This window comes from Flavobacterium sp. FG19 (assembly GCF_057809475.1).
Genome location: NZ_JBMDKA010000016.1, coordinates 78340 through 98464, shown reverse-complemented (window position 1 = coordinate 98464; position 20125 = coordinate 78340). Strand labels below are relative to the sequence as shown.

The window sequence follows — 20125 nt, the reverse complement described above, 5'->3', positions numbered from 1 at the left end:
AAAATTTAAAAATAGTAAAGCCGTTTCTTTTTCGAGAAACGGCTTTTTTGTATCTGAACATGCCGGGTTTACATTTTTATTTTTCGGCACATTCGGCGCTTTCAAATTTATATTTTACCTGATCAAAATCGATAGGTTTGTCTTTAACCAAATACGTAACTCCCATCGTAGTCTGCATCGTTCCGTTGCCTAAAATAAGCTGTTTGTCACGTTTTAAAAGGGCCATTGGATTTTTAAAGGTCTTCTCTTTCTGCGATAAATCCTTAAACGTGTAATCGACAAATAAGGTATCTCCATGAAATTCGCCTGCAACCTCTCCTGTTCTTACTGTAGTCGGAGCGACTTTCATGATCATGTTTCCGGTTAATTTACCGTTTTTTAAAGTATTCAGTTTTAACTGAAGGGTATCTTTTTCATATACTGCCTGATAACATTCTGTTTTTACAATCTTCTCAGCCTCAGCTTTTGCAGCGGCTTCTTCTTTTTGTTTCTCTTCATTTTTACAGCTTTGGAATCCAAGGCAGATTACTAACAGGCACGGAAGGGCTAGGTTTTTCATATCTCAATAATTTATTTCATGGTTATCTTATAAAATTAAATAAAAAAAGAAATCCCATAAAAAATAATGAATAAAAAAAGCCCCGATAGCTGCAAATTCTATCAGGGCCGTTTTTAATTTTATAAATTCTTAATTACAAATTCAGATCTTCGGTTTAACTCATGATCTTCTTCAGAACAGGCATCATCTGTTTTACATTTTATAATCGGAACAGATTCTCCATATCCTTTAGCGGTTACTCTTTTAGGATCAATTCCGGACTGAATTATAAATTCCCGGGTCGAATCGGCTCTTTTTTGAGACAGGTTTTCATTGAATTTAGCATTTCCCCTTGAATCGGTATGAGCACCAATTTCGATTACCATTCCGGGATATTTCTTCATTAAATCGACAACCCTGCCCAGCACCACTTTTGATTCTTTACGGATGTACCACATATTATAATCAAAATAAATAGGGTCTGTCTTGATAATCAGACGGTCCTTGTCTCTTACAACATCTTTTTCCTGTTCTAAAATCTGTTTTATTTTTTCGTTCTTTTTAATTTCTCCGGCTGCGATCTCTGCTTCTTTAGCCTTTTTTTCTTTCTGTTTTAGCTCTATAGCAGCCAGTTCTCCTTTTTTCTTATTTTCTTCTTCTATAATAATTTCCTGCTGTCTTTTCTTTTCGGCATTTTCTTTTTCTTCCTGTTTAATGGCTTCTACAGATCGTAATGCCAGCGATGCATCATTTACGGTATCTCTGGTACTATTAAGGGTAAGCGTCCTGGATTCATTCGTATATTTTTCCTTAAATGCCGAAACCTTGTAAGATGCCTCACATTCGGCCCTGAAACTGAATTTTCCATCGGCAGATGTAGTGATGGTGTTCAGCGTTTTGTTTTCTGAATCCTGCAGGATGACGGTTGCATTTTCTAATACCAGTTTCGTGTCGGCATCTGTTATTGTTCCGGCAATAAACTGCTTACAGTCTTCTACGATTAAATCTTTGGTTTCTTTAAAACTGTAAATATCATCGCTTCCTTTTCCTCCTTCTCTGTTTGATGCAAAATAACCTTCTTTGGTGTCTGAATTAACAGTAAAAGCAAAATCATCTGAATTTGAGTTCAAAGGCAGACCAACATTAACCGGTTTTGAGTATTCGTCTCCCTTTATATCCGAAACAAAAACGTCCAGTGAACCATATCCTAAATGTCCGTCTGACGAAAAATAGAGTTTATTATCTGCCGATACAAAAGGAAACTGCTCCCTTTTATCGGTATTTACTAATGGCCCCAGGTTTTTTGGCGTATCAAATGCACCTTTATTAATATTAACCGAATAAATATCAAAGGAACCCAGAGATCCAGGCATATCAGAAGCAAAGTACAGAACTTTTTCATCCGGACTTAAAGCGGGATGTTCAACCGAGTAATTGGGACTGTTGAATGGAAGTGAAGTCACATTGGACCATTTTCCATTAACCAGTTCCGCTTTAAAAATCTGAAGGTTCGATATTTTCTTATCGTCTTTCTTTTTCTTTCCGTTTTTAGAATTGTTTCTGGTAAAATAAATGGTTTTACCATCTTTTGTGAAAACAGCGTTTGATTCGTGCATACCCGTTTTTAATTCCGGGGCAAAATAGCGGGCAATAGAGTCTGACGAATTCCTATTTTGCAATGGAATGGTCACGAGATTTAAATAGGTCTCGTTGTCCCATTTAAATTTTTTGTCAAACAATCCTGGTTTTAACTTTACTCCCGCAAAAACCAGATTTTCTTTATATTCAACAGCTCCAAACTCTGAATTTGGCGTATTTACAGGCAGATTTTTGATTTCAAACCGTTTTCCAATCGCAGAGACATTTTCCAGTGTTTTTTTATCCTTTTCAAAATTAACCACATCTTCGGGATTTGATGACCTCGCATAATATTCCTTTAAAACCTTATTGGCATCATCGTAGCTATTTGTTGCTTTTAAAGTCTGGGCATATCTGAAATAGTATCCTCTGTCCAGATCGCTGCTGTTATATTTACTCATCAAAAGACGATAATACTGCTGTGCTTTAATGAGATTATTGGTATAGAAATAGGAATCGGCCAGATTTTTCACTACTTCCTGGGAAGGTTTTTCTTCTGCTAATTTTTCATATAAAATAATAGCTTCACTATAATAAGTTCTGTCAAAAAATTTCTTTGCCCGAATCAGTTCCTGATCTTGTGCTTTTATAAACTGTATTGAAAATACGAATATAATAACGAGTAGTTTTTTCATATTTTTCATTTTAAAAGAATCGAGGTGATTTATCAAATCCTTTACCTAATAAATCCAAATCAAACAACAGCATAATTTCGTGTGTCCCTGAATTGAACTGACCTAAATTAGTAATTGTGTAGTCGTAAGCATATCCAATTCGTAAAGTAGGCGTTACATTGATATTGAACAAAGCACTTACCGAATCGTCAACTCTGTAAGCGGCTCCTAACTCAAATTTTTCATTGTACAGTACATTGGCCGTAAGGTCTAAAGTAATAGGCGCTCCTTTAACAAATTTTGACATAAAAGCCGGTTTTACTTTCCACATGTCGTTAACCTGAAAAACATATCCAGCAGTTACAAATGTGTGAATCTCTTCGGCTCCAAAAGCATTGATTCCCGATTTCTCTTCTATATATTTCGATTTTAATAAATTGGGTGCTGATATCCCTACATATAAATTATCCCTGAAATAATAAGCTCCAACCCCAATATTAGGTTTGGTTGCGTTTACATTTTCGGAGAAAGCAAAATCAGTCTGCGGATCTGTAAACTGGAATCCGTTAAAATTAGTCTGCATAGACGACAACCCTGCTTTAAGTCCGAGCGAAAGCCTGTTCTTTCCTCCTAACTTTAAAACATAGGCAAAATCAGCATAGATATTATTTTCTTTTTTAGCACCATCACCAATATCGTCTGATATAAACGACAAACCCGCTTCAACTTTATCAGTAACAGCGCTATGTGCAAAAAAAGTAAACGTTTTTGGAGCACCAACAGCACCAACCCATTGCGTTCTGTACAATCCTCCAAAATTCATCATGGCCGGAACTCCGGTCGCGTAAGCCGGGTTTACCACACTCATATTGTACATATAATGTGTATATTCGGGATCCTGCTGTGCAGAAACCACCAGACAAAAGAGAAAATTGATAAAGAGTATTATTTTTTTCATTGGAAATTACATTAAGATATAAAACAGAATTATCGGTTTAAATAAAGACGTCCCTGTTTAGGCGGCCTGTTGTCTTTATTAAAATGCAAAATGTAAAAATATACCCCGTTTGGAGCTATCCCGCTTCCAATTCCACTTTGTTCATAGTTCATTCCGTCCCAGGCCGGTTTATTCTTATCACTTTTGTACATCCCGTTTCCGTATCGGTTAAAAATTTCCAGTGTATAATCCGGATACAAAAATTCGATGTCCTTAATTACAAAAGAATCATTTACACCGTCTCCGTTCGGTGAAAACCCATCCGGAATCAGTAATGAATATTCAGGAGAATCACAATCTATAAGCGAAACGGTCACAGCCAGATATTCGTCTGAGAAACAATTTATACCGGGAGAAAAGTCAAATCCGTAATAAGTGGTCCGGTCTGTTAATGCTGTAGAAGACGGAAGCAGATTTCCATTATTGGGTGCATCATACCAGACTACCGTAGCAGGCGAACCGGTATTATTTGATAAATTCATAATTGTAGGTTTATCCAAACCGCAGAAATTTTGTCCGTCCGGATTCAAAACCGGAGGCGGTGCATCATTAATCGTCACCGTAACCTTAGAAGGTTCGGAAGTACATCCTGACAGCGAAGTTTCTCTCACATAATAATCTTCTGATTTCAATACATAAGTACCCGAAAGAGGAGTTGTTTCTGTTGGAGAAATATACCATTTATACTGACTCCCCTGCGGCTGTAATTCGGCCACTGCCGCCTGGTCTGTTTTACAAAATGCCTGATCGGTTACAATGGGCGAAACAGGAATTCGACTTAACATAAAAGAACTTGATATTCCAACAACTTCATTTTCGCATGTAGTAGTATTGTTTCTAATTTTAACAATAGAAATTGTGGTCATTCCGGGATTGACGAGTAAAGCGGGAGGCAGAACAAAACTTGCAACTCCGTCAATTGGTAATAAATCAACAGTCTCTACATTTGAAGTGTTGCTGTCAGAGAGTTTATACGACAAAGTAACATCGGTTAAAATCTGTAAGCCAGAAACTGTAATATTTACATTTTCACCCAGACAAACACTCGGAGTCTGCAATCTTAAAAGCGATCCATTCGGCAATGGATTAGTCAAAATATCTCCCCGTAAATTTGCAGCATTCACACATTGAGAAACCACATTAGTAATCGCAGTGATCGTTATAACAGAATTACCGCTTCTTGAATTAAATATCTCCGGAACAACAAAAGTACCTTTACCTCCTGAAACCGTTATCCTCGACACCTGTGCCGGTACATTATTGGCTCCTGCCAAATTATAAATCAGATCGTATTCTCCATCTGCTAATCTTGAAGCATTTGAAATCTGGATTACTACTTCCTGATCCTGACAGGTGACTACCGGATCGATTACAGCTCCGTCTAAATCAGGAATTGCATATACTATTAACTCATCTGATAAACTGCCTAAAATATTCTGACAGGCTTCTCTGCTGGTTGTAGCTACTATACCTAGAATATTAACTCTAAATCTTCCTACCCTCTGAAAATAAGCAGCGCTGATAGGAAAAGTAAGTACTCCGTTATTAAAATTAGCGATAACCCTTTGTATACCTGCAAAAGAACCGGTAACATCGTAAGTAACATAATAACTCCCGTTAGGAATCTCTCCTCCTCCTTTGATTATTGTAACATTATAAGAGGCAGTAGGAATTTCACTTTCGCAAATATCTGAATTGACCTCTACAACAGCCCCTGTAAAATCTAGCTTTTTTTCAAGTTTTATCTGTACTGTGCTCTGGTCAAGAAAACAGATCGCATTTGACGAAGGCACCCGGTAACTAAAATTATAAGTTCCTTCGCCATAGGTATTGTAAATTTTTTCTATATCAATGGTATGGTCACCTAAAAAACTCAGTTCTCCTGTACCATTATTATCAATCCAGGTTCCTCCTGAATCATAATCTGAAAGGGAATCGAACAAATCGTAATTCTGATATTGTGTAAGACCATCACTGGCGCACAAATATAATGGTGCCGCACTTCCGGCTTTTGGAGCTCTAAAAACAGTAATAATTGCGGTCGAAGACATCGATGGACAGGTTCCTATAGCCGGCATGGTATAAGTAAAATAAAAAGTCCCTTCTAAATTTTCGACGTTTATAACTGATTCTACATTTTCATTTGTAGTGTCATTATGCCACCTTCCATTTGACTGAGGACTGACATCTACTCCATTAAAAGCCTGAAAAAGGTTAAAATTGACAACAGCGCTGCAAACCGACGCATTAGGAGAGGTAACACCGGAGTAACCTCCGATAGTTACAGTTACGGTTGCAGAATTATCTGTACAACCTCCATTACCTGGAACCGTATAGGTAAAACGATAGATACCGCTGGCTCTTACTAATTGGGCATTTAAAATTCCGGTTGCTAAACTTAATCCGCCTGAAGCATTATCATCTGTCCAGGTGCCGCCTGAAACCGGAGATCCGTTTAACAATGCAAATAAATCAATCGTTTTATTTGCCGGATCTGGAATATCACAAACCGTAAGACTGGCATCATCGCCTGCACATTGGGCCTTTATTGTTTGAGGAAAAAATGATAAAAAAACAAAAAATAAAATTATACGTAAGAAATATTTGTATTTTTTGACCATAAACTGTTATTTTTTGATAAACTTAATAAATTATTAACCGTGCTTAAATAAAAAAACATTTTTAACACTTAATTTTTCACAAAAATCAAACAATTACAAAAATCATTATCAAAACAAAACATTTTCAACTAAAAATTTCAAAGAATGACAATCCCTAAAATTACAGCTCGTCGACCAGCCTGAATCTAAACTTTAAAACCAGACTGTTTCGCTCTACTTCCAGATTCACCCAAATATCTTCTTCCGATTTTAAGAGTTGATTAATCTGCTGTAAAGAATATTTATAAGGTCTTTCATGATTAATGGAAACCAGAATATCTCCTTTTTGCAGACCGCATTTTTCGGCTGCAGAATTTTTACGGATATTGATAATTTCATAAACAGGCTTAAGTGAAAATTTATATCTAAAATTCCCTGTATTACTCTGATTCTGATCGGCTTCGCTTAATGACGAAGAAACTTTAACAGTTTCGAGATGAACCGTTTCCTGAACCCATTGCAGACCATTATGCTGAACTGTAATCCCGCTTTTATTATACGTAAAAGGATCTTTAAATTTACTGTTTTTTTTCAGAAACAATTTTTTATCCGCATAATCTAAAACGACTGTAAATCGTTTTAAAACTTCACCCCCAACAGAACCAATCCGATCCGGAACCATCTTAACATTACGGATTGATGAAGAATCCGGAAAAGCAACAATAGGTTTTTTAAAGTCAAATTCATCAATTGAAAATTTCTGGATTCTGGCCCTGTGACCTTCGATATCGCCGCTGAAACCTTTTCCCAGAAAATCAGGAAAATTCTTTTTAGGCAGTTTAATTTTATCGTTTTCAAAAACCCAGAATGCATCACTGTTACCAATATCAATGAGCAGTTTGGCTGGAACTTCAACATCGTCAACAAGAGCAGTTGTATTAATATACGGTTTAGACCTTTCTATAGTAATAGGAATACTTTTAAATTTTTTGTTCAGCTTTTTTCTAAACGATGGATTATTAGTGTGTATAATAACTTTCTTTTTTTCATAATTGACTTCGACCAGATTGTTCTTGAAAAATTTATACCCAATAATTCCGTTTACCGGGATACCAATATGGGAAGACAAATTAAAGCTCTGGTCTAAAATCACGAAAAGCATATGATTGTCTGATTTTAGTCCGTGTGTTTCAAAGGTGTTTTTTGTGGATTTCAGGCCTTCAATTTCAGTCTCGGATCCCAGTCCTCGCAGCCGGATCTTCTCAACATTATTAAACTTTACCTCCTGCATTTCATCCATACTGAACAAAATCGTTTCTTCGACACCGGAATCCAGCAGGAAATTGAGTTCTACTCCATTTACTTTAATGGGAATAAAAATAAGGTTATTAATCAGTTTAAAAGGGATCACCACCTTTGGTTTGTGGTTTTGAACAATAAAACTATCCTGAGCTTTTACACAAAAAGGCAGCAATAAACCAAAAAATAACACAATATGTTTTTTCATTGACAATATTTTATTATAAAATTAGTAAATATATTTATTATTGTTAGATTTTTATAAGTGTGTGCATTGTTTACGTTAAATTCGAAAAAAAAATGCAAATTTGCACTTCAATAAAAAATATCATGCCAACAATTTCAAACAAAGGCATAAACATGCCTGAATCCCCGATACGCAAGCTGGCTCCTTATGCTGATTTAGCAAAACAAAAAGGACACAAAGTGTATCACTTAAACATTGGTCAACCGGATATCAAGACACCCGAAGTGGCCATCGAGGCGGTAAAAAATATTGATTTAAGTATTATCGAATACAGTCCGTCAGCCGGATACGAAAGTTACAGAAAAAAATTAGCTCAATTTTACCAGCGTCAAAACGTAAACGTTAACTCAGAAGACATCATTGTTACTACTGGCGGCTCTGAAGCCTTATTGTTTGCGCTGGCCACAATTACAGATCCGGGTGATGAAATCATTATCCCTGAACCTTTTTATGCTAATTACCATGCATTTGCTTCTTCAACCAGTGCCACTGTAGTACCTTTAGTTTCTACTATAGAAACGGCCTTTGCTTTACCAAGCATTGAAGAAGTTGAAAAACTGATTACTCCTAAAACAAAAGCTATTTTAATTTGTAACCCGGGTAATCCAACGGGTTATTTATATTCGGAAACCGAGATTAAACAACTGGCGGGTTTAATCAAAAAATATGATTTGTATCTAATTGCTGATGAAGTATATCGTGAGTTTTTATATGATGGCGATGATGTTCATTTTTCGGTAATGAATCTGGAAGATGTACAGGAAAATGTAATCATGGTGGATTCTGTTTCCAAACGTTACAGTATGTGCGGCGCCAGAATAGGCTGCCTGGTAACTAAAAACAAAACGGTTCTGGCTACTGTAATGAAATTTGCACAGGCACGTTTAAGCCCGCCAACAATAGAGCAGATCGCTTGTGAAGCAGCAATTGACACTCCGCAGAGTTATTTTGATGAAGTCATTGCAGAATATAAAGAACGCCGTAACACATTAATCTCTGAATTAAATAAAATTGAAGGTGTTATTGTTACCAAACCTAAAGGTGCTTTTTATTGTATTGCCGAATTACCAATTAAAGATTCTGACGATTTTGCACAATGGCTGCTGGAAAGTTATAATTTAAATGGTGAAACGGTAATGATTGCTCCTGCCAAAGGATTTTATTCGACTCCGGGAATGGGACTTAATCAGGTTAGAATTGCGTATGTATTAAACAAAAAAGACCTGATTACAGCCGTAAACATATTAAAAGAAGCATTACTGGTTTACAACAAAAGATAAAAACAAATAAACATACACTTTCAAAAGACAATAACCCTTTCGTTATTGTCTTTTGTATTTTGAACCGATTTTAAATTGTACCGGTTAAGTATTCAATATAATCTAATAAAAGTCACACTATTTTCATACTGTATTAGCATTATACCAGAATGTACTGAACTACTTTACAAGTTTAAATGGTATCATATCCAAAAAGGATCGATTAAATAATAAAAACCATAGAAAAGGTTTCCTATTTATTAATTATCTTTACCGCCTTAAAAAGATATACCCATTATAATAGTAGTTCTTAATGATAAATAACGAAGATTTTTTAGACGAAATAGGTGACAGTCATTTCAGCAGTAATGCCAAAAACCCTTTAAGACCGGATGCTTTTGACATAACTGATGAAGAAAAAATAGAAAAAATTAAAAAAGATGTTGAAAACATTCTGCAGACCCTTGGAATGGATTTAACGGATGATAGTATAAAAGGTACTCCGAACAGGGTTGCCAAAATGTTTGTAAAAGAGATTTTTGGAGGTTTAAATCCAGCAAAACAGCCAAAAGCTTCTACTTTTGACAACAACTACAAATACGGTGAAATGTTAGTAGAAAAAAACATTACGGTTTATTCTACCTGCGAACACCACTTACTGCCAATTATCGGGCGTGCCCATGTTGCTTATATCTCCAGCGGAAGAGTTATTGGTTTATCCAAAATGAACCGTATTGTTGAATATTATGCCAAAAGACCTCAGGTTCAGGAGCGTTTAACAATGCAGATTGTTCAGGAACTTCAAAAAGCCTTAGGAACAGAAGATGTCGCCTGCGTTATTGATGCCAAACACCTTTGTGTAAATTCAAGAGGAATTAAAGATATTGAAAGCAGTACCGTAACTTCTGAATTCGGCGGAAAATTCAAAGAGCCGCAAACAAAAAGAGAATTTTTAGACTATATTAAATTAGATACGCAGTTCTAATTTTTACGATTATTTCTATTATATTTATGATCTAGCCCTGATAGAAGCGGCATCCTTTTATGGCGGGGTTCGCCATAAAAGATACAGCGGATAGCAGGATTAGCTCCTAAAACAAACAATTAAGTTAAAAATATGCCTTTATATACAACGCAGCCACTAAAAATATACAATTCCCTTTCGGGTGAAAAAGAAAATTTCAAACCAATCCATGAAGGAAATGTTGGAATGTATGTTTGCGGACCAACGGTTTATAGTAATGTACATTTAGGAAATGTAAGGACTTTTATGTCTTTTGACGTTATTTTCAGGTATTTTTTACATCTTGATTACAAAGTTCGTTACGTTCGTAATATTACTGATGTTGGTCATATCGTTGATGATGTAGATGAAGGGGAAGATAAAATTGCCAAAAAAGCACGTTTAGAGCAATTAGAACCTATGGAAGTTGTGCAGCGCTATACAGTAGACTTTCATGATATATTAAAAGCTTTTAATTTTTTACCGCCCAGTATCGAGCCAACAGCAACGGGACACATTATTGAACAAATCGAAATCATCAAAAAAATCATTGATACCGGAATTGGCTATATCGCTAACGGTTCTGTTTATTTTGATGTCGTAAAATACAATGAAACCAACAATTACGGGGTTTTAAGCGGTAGAAATATTGAAGATATGCTGGCGAATACCCGTGATCTTGACGGACAGTCAGACAAAAGAAACCCACAGGATTTTGCCCTTTGGAAACGAGCTGAACCGGAACATATCATGAGATGGCCTTCGCCATGGAGTGACGGTTTTCCGGGATGGCACCTTGAATGTACCGCAATGAGTACTAAATATCTGGGAAATCATTTTGACATTCACGGAGGCGGAATGGATTTAAAATTCCCTCATCACGAATGTGAAATTGCACAAAATGAAGCCTGCACAGGACAATCTCCGGTAAATTACTGGATGCATGCCAATATGCTTACCTTAAACGGAAAGAAAATGGCAAAATCTACCGGTAACAATATTCTGCCGGGGGAAATTTTAAGCGGTGACAACACTGTTTTAAGCAAACCTTTTTCTGCCTCAGTAACCCGATTCTTTATGCTTCAGGCACACTACAGGAGTATCCTTGATTTTTCTGATGATGCCATTATAGCAGCTGAAAAAGGATATAAAAGATTAACAGAAGCACTTGAAGCTTTACCTGCTTTAACCGCAGGAAACTCAAGTTCGATTGATTTTGCTGCCTGGAAACAATCCTGCTACGATGCCATGAATGACGACTTTAATACTCCAATTTTAATTGCGCAGTTATTTGAAGGGGTTCGTTATATCAATTTATTAAAAGAAGGAAAAGAAACCATAACTGCCGAAGACCTGCAAACATTCTCTGCAGCCATAAATGCTTTTGTATTTGATGTTTTAGGTTTGAGTGATGAAAAAGGAACCGACAGCAACAGCGACAAATTAGAAGGTGTTGTAAACATGCTTATTGCCATGAGAAATCAGGCCAGAGCTGATAAAAATTTCGCACTTTCTGATCAGATTCGTGACCAACTGACAGCATTAGGCATTCAGCTGAAAGATGGTAAAGAAGGCACCTCTTTTAGTATTTAAGAAAATAAAAGTTCGTAATCTGTTCCAAAGTTTAGCGCTATTTGAATTTTACTTTTAACGGATTACCAGATATGACCACTGATTATTAAAATATGATATCCAAAATTCTAATATATCCTTTTGTAATATTGGTGCGTTTTTATCAGACTGCAATTTCGCCTTTTACCCCTGCTTCATGTCGCTTTGAACCAACATGTTCAACCTATATGATTCAGGCTTTACAGATTCATGGTTTATTTTACGGAGGATATTTAGGAATAAAAAGAATCTTAAGCTGTCATCCCTGGGGAAGAACAGGTTACGATCCGGTTCCGGAAAAGAAATGTTCACACAAACATTAACTTTTTATAAAGACCTGCTCTCAATTTAATATTTATTTTTACAATCTATATACAAAACATTTCACTATATGACACAGCCCTTAAACATCGTCTGGAATCCTTCAGAAGGAATAGATTTAGGATTTTTCATGATTCGCTACTACAGTTTAATGTTCGTAATTGCTTTTGGTCTGGGATGGTTCCTGATGAAAAAGATATTCGAACGTGAACACGAACCCATAGATAAATTAGACTCACTGTTTGTCTGGACTGTTTTAGCAACGTTAATTGGCGCTCGTTTAGGACATGTTCTTTTTTACGACTGGGAATATTTCAGAAACCATTTACTAGAAATTTTTCTCCCTTTCAAATTCGAACCTGAATTTCAATTTACAGGGTTCCAGGGATTAGCAAGTCATGGTGCTGCTATTGCGATTATCATTGCCATGTATTATTACAGCAAAATAATCTTAAAACGTCCTTTATTGTGGATTTTAGACCGTGTTGTAATTCCGGTTGCCAGCGGTGCTATTTTTGTTCGTTTAGGCAACTTTATGAATTCAGAAATCATTGGACATGAAACTACATCTGCTTTTGGAATTCGTTTTCTACACGATCAGTTCAGCAAAGCGGAGGCTGTAAACGCTACTCAAATCAATAATCCAAAAGAGGCTTATACTGCTATCGCAACAGACCCGAAATTTGCTGATTTACTGGCACAGGTTCCGGCCAAACACCCAACACAATTGTATGAAGCATTCTGTTATATTTTTGTCTTTGCCATCCTGTTTTTCCTTTATTGGAAAACGAATGCCAGACTTAAATCGGGATACTTGTTCGGATTGTTTTTAGTACTTTTATTTGTAGTTCGTTTTATAGTCGAATTTGTAAAAGAAAGCCAGGGCGGTTTTGAGAGCGAATTAGGCCTTTTCTCAACCGGACAATGGCTAAGTATTCCTTTTATAATAATTGGTCTTTTCTTTATTATCAGAGCTCAAAGAAACCCTTTAGCTGCATCATAATAATCTGTATAAGTTACTTTAAAACAAAAAGCCTGATATTGTCGAAATATCAGGCTTTTTGTTGTTACAACGGACAGGAAATACCAAATTCTATATTTTTTGTATTGTACCCCGCATTTGTACTGCTGAGACCTGCATTGGAAACATGTCTTAGTTCCGGCCGAATATCGAAGTGCAATTTATTCCATTTCCATGAAAACCCTACCGCTAAAACATCTGCAAAAGCAAAACCTTTAGACATTCTTTCGGTTTCTGTATCTGTAACCATAGGTCCTACACTGCCTAAAAGATAAAAAGAACAGCTTTCTGAAACCGGTTTTCGGACTAAAAAACCAATATTTAAAACATACTCATGAATATCTTTTAAACGGGTATATATCTTTCTTTTTTCTTCAAAATCCGGAGTCTCCGGTTTTACAAAATACAAATTCAACAATTGATGTTCTGCAAAATTAACTTCAGGCTGGACCAGAATGTGATATTCAAAATGCCTGGTTTCTTTTAACTTATAATAGAACTGTACCTTATAGAAGTGATTGGTAAAGGTGTAATCCTTATTATTAAATTCACTTCCGAAACCATAATTAAACCCCAAAGAGAATTTTGAATAATCTTGTGCTGCTGCTTTCAGAACAAAGAGCAATACTCCCAATATTATTTTCTTTCGCATATATTATTTTAAAATCCAGCTAAATATAACACAAAAAAAAGATCCGGCGAAAACCGGATCTTTTTAGTATAATTAATTTTTAAAGCTTTCTAAAAACTTATGCTTTATTGTGTTTGTCTTCAATTGTGTGTTTCTCATCACTTGAAATTGTATCTACCAATACCGGAGTTGCAATAAATAATGAAGAGTAAGTACCAACAATAATACCAATCAACATAGCGAAGATAAATCCTCTGATTGACTCACCACCAAAGATAAACATCGTTAATAACACAATGATCATCATTAATGAAGTATTCAATGTTCTTGATAATGTAGTATTAATAGAAGCGTTAACAATATCTTCGAAACTACCTTTACGGTTTCCGATGATAAATTCTCTTACCCTGTCAAATACAATTACGGTATCGTTCATTGAGTATCCAATTACCGTAAGGATCGCTGCAATAAAATGCTGATCCATTTCCATATGGAATGGCATGAATTTATAACATAAAGAGTAGATTCCTAATACAAAGATTACGTCGTGCGCTACCGCTGCAATCGCACCTAATGAATACTGCCATTTACGGAAAGATACCATTAAGTATAAGAAAATAACTGCCATCGCACCAAGAACCGCCCAGTAAGAGTTTGTTTTGATATCCTCAGAGATAGAAGCTCCAACTTTAGATGCCTGTAAAACCCCAACTTTTTTACCATCAAATGAATTGATAAATTTATCGTAAGTTGTATTTGGGTAATACTTCTGTAATGCTTTGTATAATTTTTGGTTCACTTCTTCATCGATAGCTACACCATCTTCTTTAATTTTATATTTAGTTGTGATTTTCAACTGATCATCATCTCCTAAAATTTTAGCTTCAACCGGAGTTCCGAAAGCTGCAGATAATTCATCTGAAACCACACTCGCATCCACTGGTTTTTCAAATTTAACCTGGAATGTTCTACCTCCAACAAAGTCAACACCTTCGTCTAATCCGTTGATGAAGAAGATAGAAACTAAACTTACTACAGTAACAACAGAAGAGAAAATATAAGTGAATTTTTTAACTTTAATAAAATCAAAGTGGAAATTAGTAAACCAGTTTTTGGTAATGCTGGTAGAGAAAGTTAAATCGGCTTTTCCTGCAATATTTCTGTCGATAAAAATTCTCGCAATAAAGATAGAAGTAAACAATGACGTTACGATACCGATAAGTAATGTTAAAGCAAAACCTTTAATTGGCCCTGTTCCAAAGATAAACAAGATCGCTCCGGTTAAAACGTGAGTAACGTTAGCATCGATAATAGAACGCATTGCTCCGTGCCATCCGTAAGATGCTGTAACCGCTTCTGATAAAGATTTACCATCACGTAATTCTTCTTTCGCCCTTTCGTATATAATAATGTTCGCATCTACCGCTGTACCTAATGTTAATACGATACCCGCAATACCTGGCAATGTTAACACGAATCCAAAACTTGCCATAATTCCGAATAAGAATAGTAAGTTTAATAATAAGGCAAGGTTTGCATACCATCCTGCTTTACCATAATAGAATACCATCCACGCACAAACTAATAAGAAACCTAATACAGATGAAATAGTTCCGGCATCAATAGCAGCCTGACCTAAAGACGGCCCTACTACAGTTGACTGGATAATATCTGCAGAAGCTGGTAATTTACCTGCGTTTAATACGTTAGCTAAGTCTTTTGTTTCAGCTACATCAAAAGAACCTGTAATTTCAGATCTTCCTCCGGCAATAGGACCACTTGTAACACCTGGCGCAGAATAAACGATGTTATCTAAAACAATAGCGATATAACCTTTTTGAGAGAAAGCTCTTCCTGTTAATTCTTCCCAAACTTTAGCTCCCTGGCTGTTCATCTGCATAGAAACAGCTGGTTTACCCATTTGGTCAAAAGTATCTTTAGCATCTGTTACGACACCACCGCTCATAGCAGGTGTATTGTCTCTGTTTCCTTTTAAAGCGTATAATTCTACAGCTTCAACATCTTTTGATTTAGCATCTTTTACAGTAGTTGGTTTGCTCCATACAAATTTTGCATAATGCTGATCAGCTCCTAATAAAATTCTGATTTCAGGTCTTTTGAAGTAATCATTGATTACAGCAGTATCTTTTACAGCGAAGTATCCTAAAACCGGACCGCCGCCCTGAACAATCATTTTGTCAAATAAAGGATTATTTCCTTTTTTAGTATCAACAGAATCTTTAGCACTATCCGTTAATAATGCATTTAATGAATCTTTAGCAACTGTTTTAGTTTCTGTTTTCTTAACTTCTGTTTTCTTTAAAGTTTCGTTAGCCGCAACTAAAAAGTTTCCTACTTCTTCAATTTTGAAAGTTTCCCAAAACTCTAACTGAGCTTTTCCTCCCAATAATTTTTTAATCCTGTCTACATCTTTGGCACCCGGAAGCTCTACTAAGATTCTTCCAGTTTCTCCCAATTTCTGGATGTTTGGCTGAGTTACACCAAATTTGTCGATACGCTCTCTTAGTACTTTATAAGCACTTTCGATAGACTCATCTACTTTTCTTTTGATTACTTTCTGAGCCTGAGCATCGGTCATCTGGAAATCGATACCGCCGTCTCCCTGTAAACTTCTGTTTGCAAAAATATCAGGAGAAGCTAATTTCTCGTTTCCTTTTGAGTTCGCTTCAAAAGCTTCAAAAAATTTATTTAAATAGGTCTTATTTCCTTCTAAATTCGCAGTTGCATCAGCTAATGATTTATTAAATACCGGGTTTTTAGAATTGTTTGCCAAACCTTTTAATACGTCTTTTACTGAGATTTGAAGAATTACGTTGATTCCTCCTTCTAAGTCAAGACCTTTGTTTAGCTGTTTGTTTTTAACTTCATTATACGTGAAGTCTGTAAAACCAAGACTAAATACTTTTTCTTTACCGATAGAATCTAAATATTTTAGCTCTTTATCAGGATTATCCCCTGCAAAAGCTTTAGCTTCACCTTTGACATTATTTGCCACAAAAGTGAAAGAAAGTTGGTAAATACTTACCAATGCAAATAGAATTGCGAAAAATTTAATAAGTCCTTTATTCTGCATTATTACTAAAAATTAATTATGTTTTATTGTTTGTTTTTGGTTTTAAATTCCCTAAAAATAAGCCCTGACATGAGTTTTTAAAACTAAAAAATCGAGATCACGAATTACTACATTTTTTTTAAATCGAGCAAATATATAATTAACGAAAAGATTAACCAATTTATTTATTAATTAATCTCAAAAAAAAGACTGCAAAAGTGCAGCCTTTTCCTTTTTTTACGCTTTTTATTATACTAAAATCGATTTTAGAGCTTCATTCATGCTGCGAACCGCATCTGCACTTTTAGCAAACAAAGCCTTTTCCTGATCGTTTAATTTAATATCTAGAATTTCTTCAACACCATTTTTACCTATTATACAAGGCACACCTATACAAATATCATTCTGACCGTATTCTCCTTCTACAAAAACAGAACAGGCGATCATTTTCTTCTGATCGTTTAAAATACTATCTACCAAATAGGCTACAGAAGCTCCGGGAGCATACCAGGCTGAAGTTCCCAATAGCCCTGTTAAGGTTGCTCCTCCCACCATAGTATCTGCCGCAACTTTTGCCAGCACATCTTCTGAAAGGAACTGATTTACCGGAATCCCGTTGTAAGATGCCAGACGAGTTAACGGAATCATAGTAGTATCTCCGTGGCCTCCAATTACCATTGCCGAAATATCATTGGCCGGTTTATCTAAAGCAAGAGACAGATACGTTCTGAAACGGGAACTGTCTAACGCCCCGCCCATACCTATTATTCTGTTTTTTGGCAGACCCGTAGCTTTTAAAGCTAAATAAGTCATCGTATCCATTGGATTAGAAACCACTACTATTATAGTATCAGGAGAATATTTAAGTACATTTTCGGCAACTGTTTTTACAATTCCTGCGTTTATACCTATTAACTCTTCTCTTGTCATTCCTGGTTTTCTTGGAATTCCTGATGTAATAACCACTACATCACTTCCGGCAGTTTTCGAATAATCGTTGGTAACTCCAGATACTTTGGTATTAAAACCAGTATTTGTCGCACATTGCGTAATATCCAATGCTTTTCCTTCGGCAAAACCTTCTTTAATATCCAACAATACTACTTCACTGGCAATTCCTCTATAAGAAATAACATCAGCACATGTAGCTCCAACATTTCCTGCTCCTACAATAGTAACTTTCATATTTTTTACTTTATCGGTTATTAATTTATTTGTTTATTTAATAAATCGACAATTCGTTTAACCGTTTAAAAAAATTAAACAATTAAACGAATTGACTTCTTATTTTATCCTTTTATTAAGCATCGATATTTGCGTAAACCGCATTTTTCTCGATAAACTCTCTACGCGGCGGCACCTCATCTCCCATTAACATAGAGAAAACCCGGTCTGCTTCTGCAAGACTTTCGATGGTTACCTGACGCAGGGTTCTAAACTCCGGATCCATGGTGGTTTCCCACAACTGCTCAGCATTCATCTCTCCAAGACCTTTATAACGCTGAATATTGGCACTTCCTCCCATTCTCTCATTCGCCTGGTCACGCTGAACGTCATTCCATGCGTATTCTTTTTTATTTCCTTTTTTAACTAAATACAAAGGTGGTGCTGCGATATATACGTGTCCTTCTTCAATAAGCTCTTTCATGAAACGGAAGAAGAACGTTAATATTAAGGTAGAAATGTGGCTTCCATCGACGTCGGCATCACACATGATGATTACTTTATGGTAACGAAGTTTTTCGATGTTTAATGCCTTACTATCTTCTGCTGTACCAACAGTAACTCCTAAAGCGGTAAAAATATTACGAATCTCTTCGTTTTCGAAAACTTTATGATGCATTGCCTTTTCAACATTCAGAATCTTACCACGTAATGGCAGAATCGCCTGAAAGTTTCGGTCACGTCCTTGTTTGGCTGTTCCACCAGCCGAATCTCCCTCGACTAAGTAAACCTCACATCTTGCCGGATCCTGTTCAGAACAATCTGACAATTTACCTGGCAGTCCGCCGCCTCCCATAACAGTTTTACGCTGTACCATTTCACGTGCTTTTTTGGCAGCGTGACGGGCCTGAGCCGCTAAAATTACTTTCTGGATAATAACACGGGCATCATTTGGATTTTCTTCCAGATAATTCTCCAGCATCTCTCCTACTGCCTGAGAAACCGGAGACACAACTTCTCTGTTTCCAAGCTTTGTTTTGGTTTGTCCTTCGAACTGAGGCTCTGCAACTTTTACCGAAATAATCGCTGTTAATCCCTCACGGAAGTCATCTCCCGAAATTTCGAATTTCAATTTATCCAGCAATCCGGAAGCATCAGCATATTTCTTAAGCGTTCTTGTTAAACCACTTCTAAAACCCTGCAGGTGGGTACCTCCTTCGTGTGTATTAATATTATTTACGTAAGAGAAAATATTCTCAGAATAACTTGTATTATAAATCAGGGCAACCTCAACCGGAATTTCACCTTTTTCGTGATCCATGCTGATTACGTGAGAGATAATTGGCTCTCGGTTCCCGTCTAAATAACGGATATATTCTTTAAGACCTTCATCAGAATGGAAAACTTCACTTCTGAATTCGCCTTTATCATCCACTTCTCTTTTATCTGTAAACGTAATGGTGATTCCTTTGTTCAGAAAAGAAAGCTCACGCATACGGGCAGATAACGTATCATAAGAGAACTCCGTAGTCTGCTGAAAAATAGTATCGTCCGGAAAAAAAGTCTGACGGGTACCTCTTTTATCTGTTTCTCCGATTTGTTTTACCGGATATAATGATTTTCCTCTTTCGTATTCCTGCTCATAGATTTTTCCTTCTCTAAATACAGTCGATTTCATGTGAACCGAAAGTGCATTTACTACCGAAACCCCAACTCCGTGAAGTCCTCCGGAAACTTTATACGAATCTTTATCGAATTTACCTCCCGCACCAATTTTGGTCATTACTACCTCAAGTGCCGAAACTCCTTCTTTTTTATGTAAATCAACCGGAATACCACGGCCGTTATCTTCAACTGTAACAGAACCGTCTTCGTTTATTGTAACACCAATAGTATCACAATGTCCTCCCATCGCCTCATCAATAGAGTTATCAACAACCTCGTAAACCAAATGGTGAAGCCCTCGAACCCCTACATCTCCAATATACATCGATGGACGCATTCTTACGTGCTCCATTCCTTCTAATGCCTGAATACTATCTGCTGAATAATTGTTCTTCTTGATTTCTTCGCTCATATAATTTATTCTAAAATGTATTTACTGTCTAA

Annotated in this window: 14 protein-coding genes; 5 read left to right on the top strand and 9 right to left on the bottom strand. The window is 36.2% G+C overall.

The genetic code is table 11. From position 1 onward, the window contains the following. Nucleotides 1–76 precede the first annotated feature (76 nt). From ACODST_RS16635 to ACODST_RS16615, 5 genes are all read right to left on the bottom strand, one after another. Entirely contained in the window at nucleotides 77–559 is a 483-nt protein-coding gene (locus ACODST_RS16635) for a hypothetical protein (RefSeq protein WP_488933229.1), read from the bottom strand. 119 nt (nucleotides 560–678) lie between these two features. Next, complete coding sequence (locus ACODST_RS16630; RefSeq protein WP_488933228.1) at nucleotides 679–2811, bottom strand: OmpA family protein; 2133 nt, start codon at nucleotides 2809–2811, stop codon at nucleotides 679–681. Nucleotides 2812–2821: 10 nt separating this feature from the next. After that, on the bottom strand, nucleotides 2822–3748 hold the full coding sequence (locus tag ACODST_RS16625) for a PorP/SprF family type IX secretion system membrane protein (protein ID WP_488933227.1): 927 nt from the start codon (nucleotides 3746–3748) through the stop codon (nucleotides 2822–2824). Between the two features lie 29 nt (nucleotides 3749–3777). After that, nucleotides 3778–6408 carry a gliding motility-associated C-terminal domain-containing protein gene (locus ACODST_RS16620; RefSeq protein WP_488933226.1) on the bottom strand — a complete coding sequence of 877 codons (2631 nt, stop codon included), beginning with the start codon at nucleotides 6406–6408 and terminating at the stop codon, nucleotides 3778–3780. A 160-nt stretch (nucleotides 6409–6568) separates the two neighbouring features. Beyond that, complete coding sequence (locus tag ACODST_RS16615; protein ID WP_488933225.1) at nucleotides 6569–7894, bottom strand: PDZ domain-containing protein; 1326 nt, start codon at nucleotides 7892–7894, stop codon at nucleotides 6569–6571. A gap of 122 nt (nucleotides 7895–8016) precedes the next feature. Here ACODST_RS16615 and ACODST_RS16610 point away from each other — a divergent pair, with 122 nt between their 5' ends. The 5 genes from ACODST_RS16610 (at nucleotide 8017) to lgt (ending at nucleotide 13130) form a co-directional block, all read left to right on the top strand. Next, entirely contained in the window at nucleotides 8017–9213 is a 1197-nt protein-coding gene (locus ACODST_RS16610; protein WP_488933224.1) for a pyridoxal phosphate-dependent aminotransferase, read from the top strand. Nucleotides 9214–9505: 292 nt separating this feature from the next. Then, on the top strand, nucleotides 9506–10177 hold the full coding sequence (gene folE / locus ACODST_RS16605; protein ID WP_488933223.1) for a GTP cyclohydrolase I FolE: 672 nt from the start codon (nucleotides 9506–9508) through the stop codon (nucleotides 10175–10177). Nucleotides 10178–10309: 132 nt separating this feature from the next. After that, nucleotides 10310–11788: a cysteine--tRNA ligase gene (gene cysS / locus ACODST_RS16600; protein WP_488933222.1), complete on the top strand. Its 1479-nt coding sequence runs from the start codon at nucleotides 10310–10312 to the stop codon at nucleotides 11786–11788. A gap of 92 nt (nucleotides 11789–11880) precedes the next feature. Then, entirely contained in the window at nucleotides 11881–12129 is a 249-nt protein-coding gene (gene yidD / locus ACODST_RS16595) for a membrane protein insertion efficiency factor YidD (protein ID WP_488933221.1), read from the top strand. 68 nt (nucleotides 12130–12197) lie between these two features. Further along, a complete protein-coding gene (gene lgt, locus ACODST_RS16590; RefSeq protein ID WP_488933220.1) occupies nucleotides 12198–13130 on the top strand; it encodes a prolipoprotein diacylglyceryl transferase in 933 nt (310 codons plus the stop codon). Between the two features lie 64 nt (nucleotides 13131–13194). Here lgt and ACODST_RS16585 read toward each other — a convergent pair whose 3' ends face one another. The 4 genes from ACODST_RS16585 to gyrB form a co-directional block, all read right to left on the bottom strand. Next, nucleotides 13195–13800, bottom strand: coding sequence for an acyloxyacyl hydrolase (locus tag ACODST_RS16585; RefSeq protein ID WP_488933219.1), 606 nt, complete (start codon nucleotides 13798–13800; stop codon nucleotides 13195–13197). Nucleotides 13801–13897: 97 nt separating this feature from the next. After that, nucleotides 13898–16873 carry a protein translocase subunit SecDF gene (gene secDF / locus ACODST_RS16580; protein WP_488933218.1) on the bottom strand — a complete coding sequence of 992 codons (2976 nt, stop codon included), beginning with the start codon at nucleotides 16871–16873 and terminating at the stop codon, nucleotides 13898–13900. Nucleotides 16874–17101: 228 nt separating this feature from the next. Beyond that, the gene (gene mdh, locus ACODST_RS16575) at nucleotides 17102–18037 is read right to left on the bottom strand and encodes a malate dehydrogenase (protein ID WP_488933217.1); all 936 of its coding nucleotides are present in this window, start codon (nucleotides 18035–18037) and stop codon (nucleotides 17102–17104) included. Nucleotides 18038–18152: 115 nt separating this feature from the next. After that, entirely contained in the window at nucleotides 18153–20093 is a 1941-nt protein-coding gene (gene gyrB / locus ACODST_RS16570; protein ID WP_488933216.1) for a DNA topoisomerase (ATP-hydrolyzing) subunit B, read from the bottom strand. Nucleotides 20094–20125 lie beyond the last annotated feature (32 nt).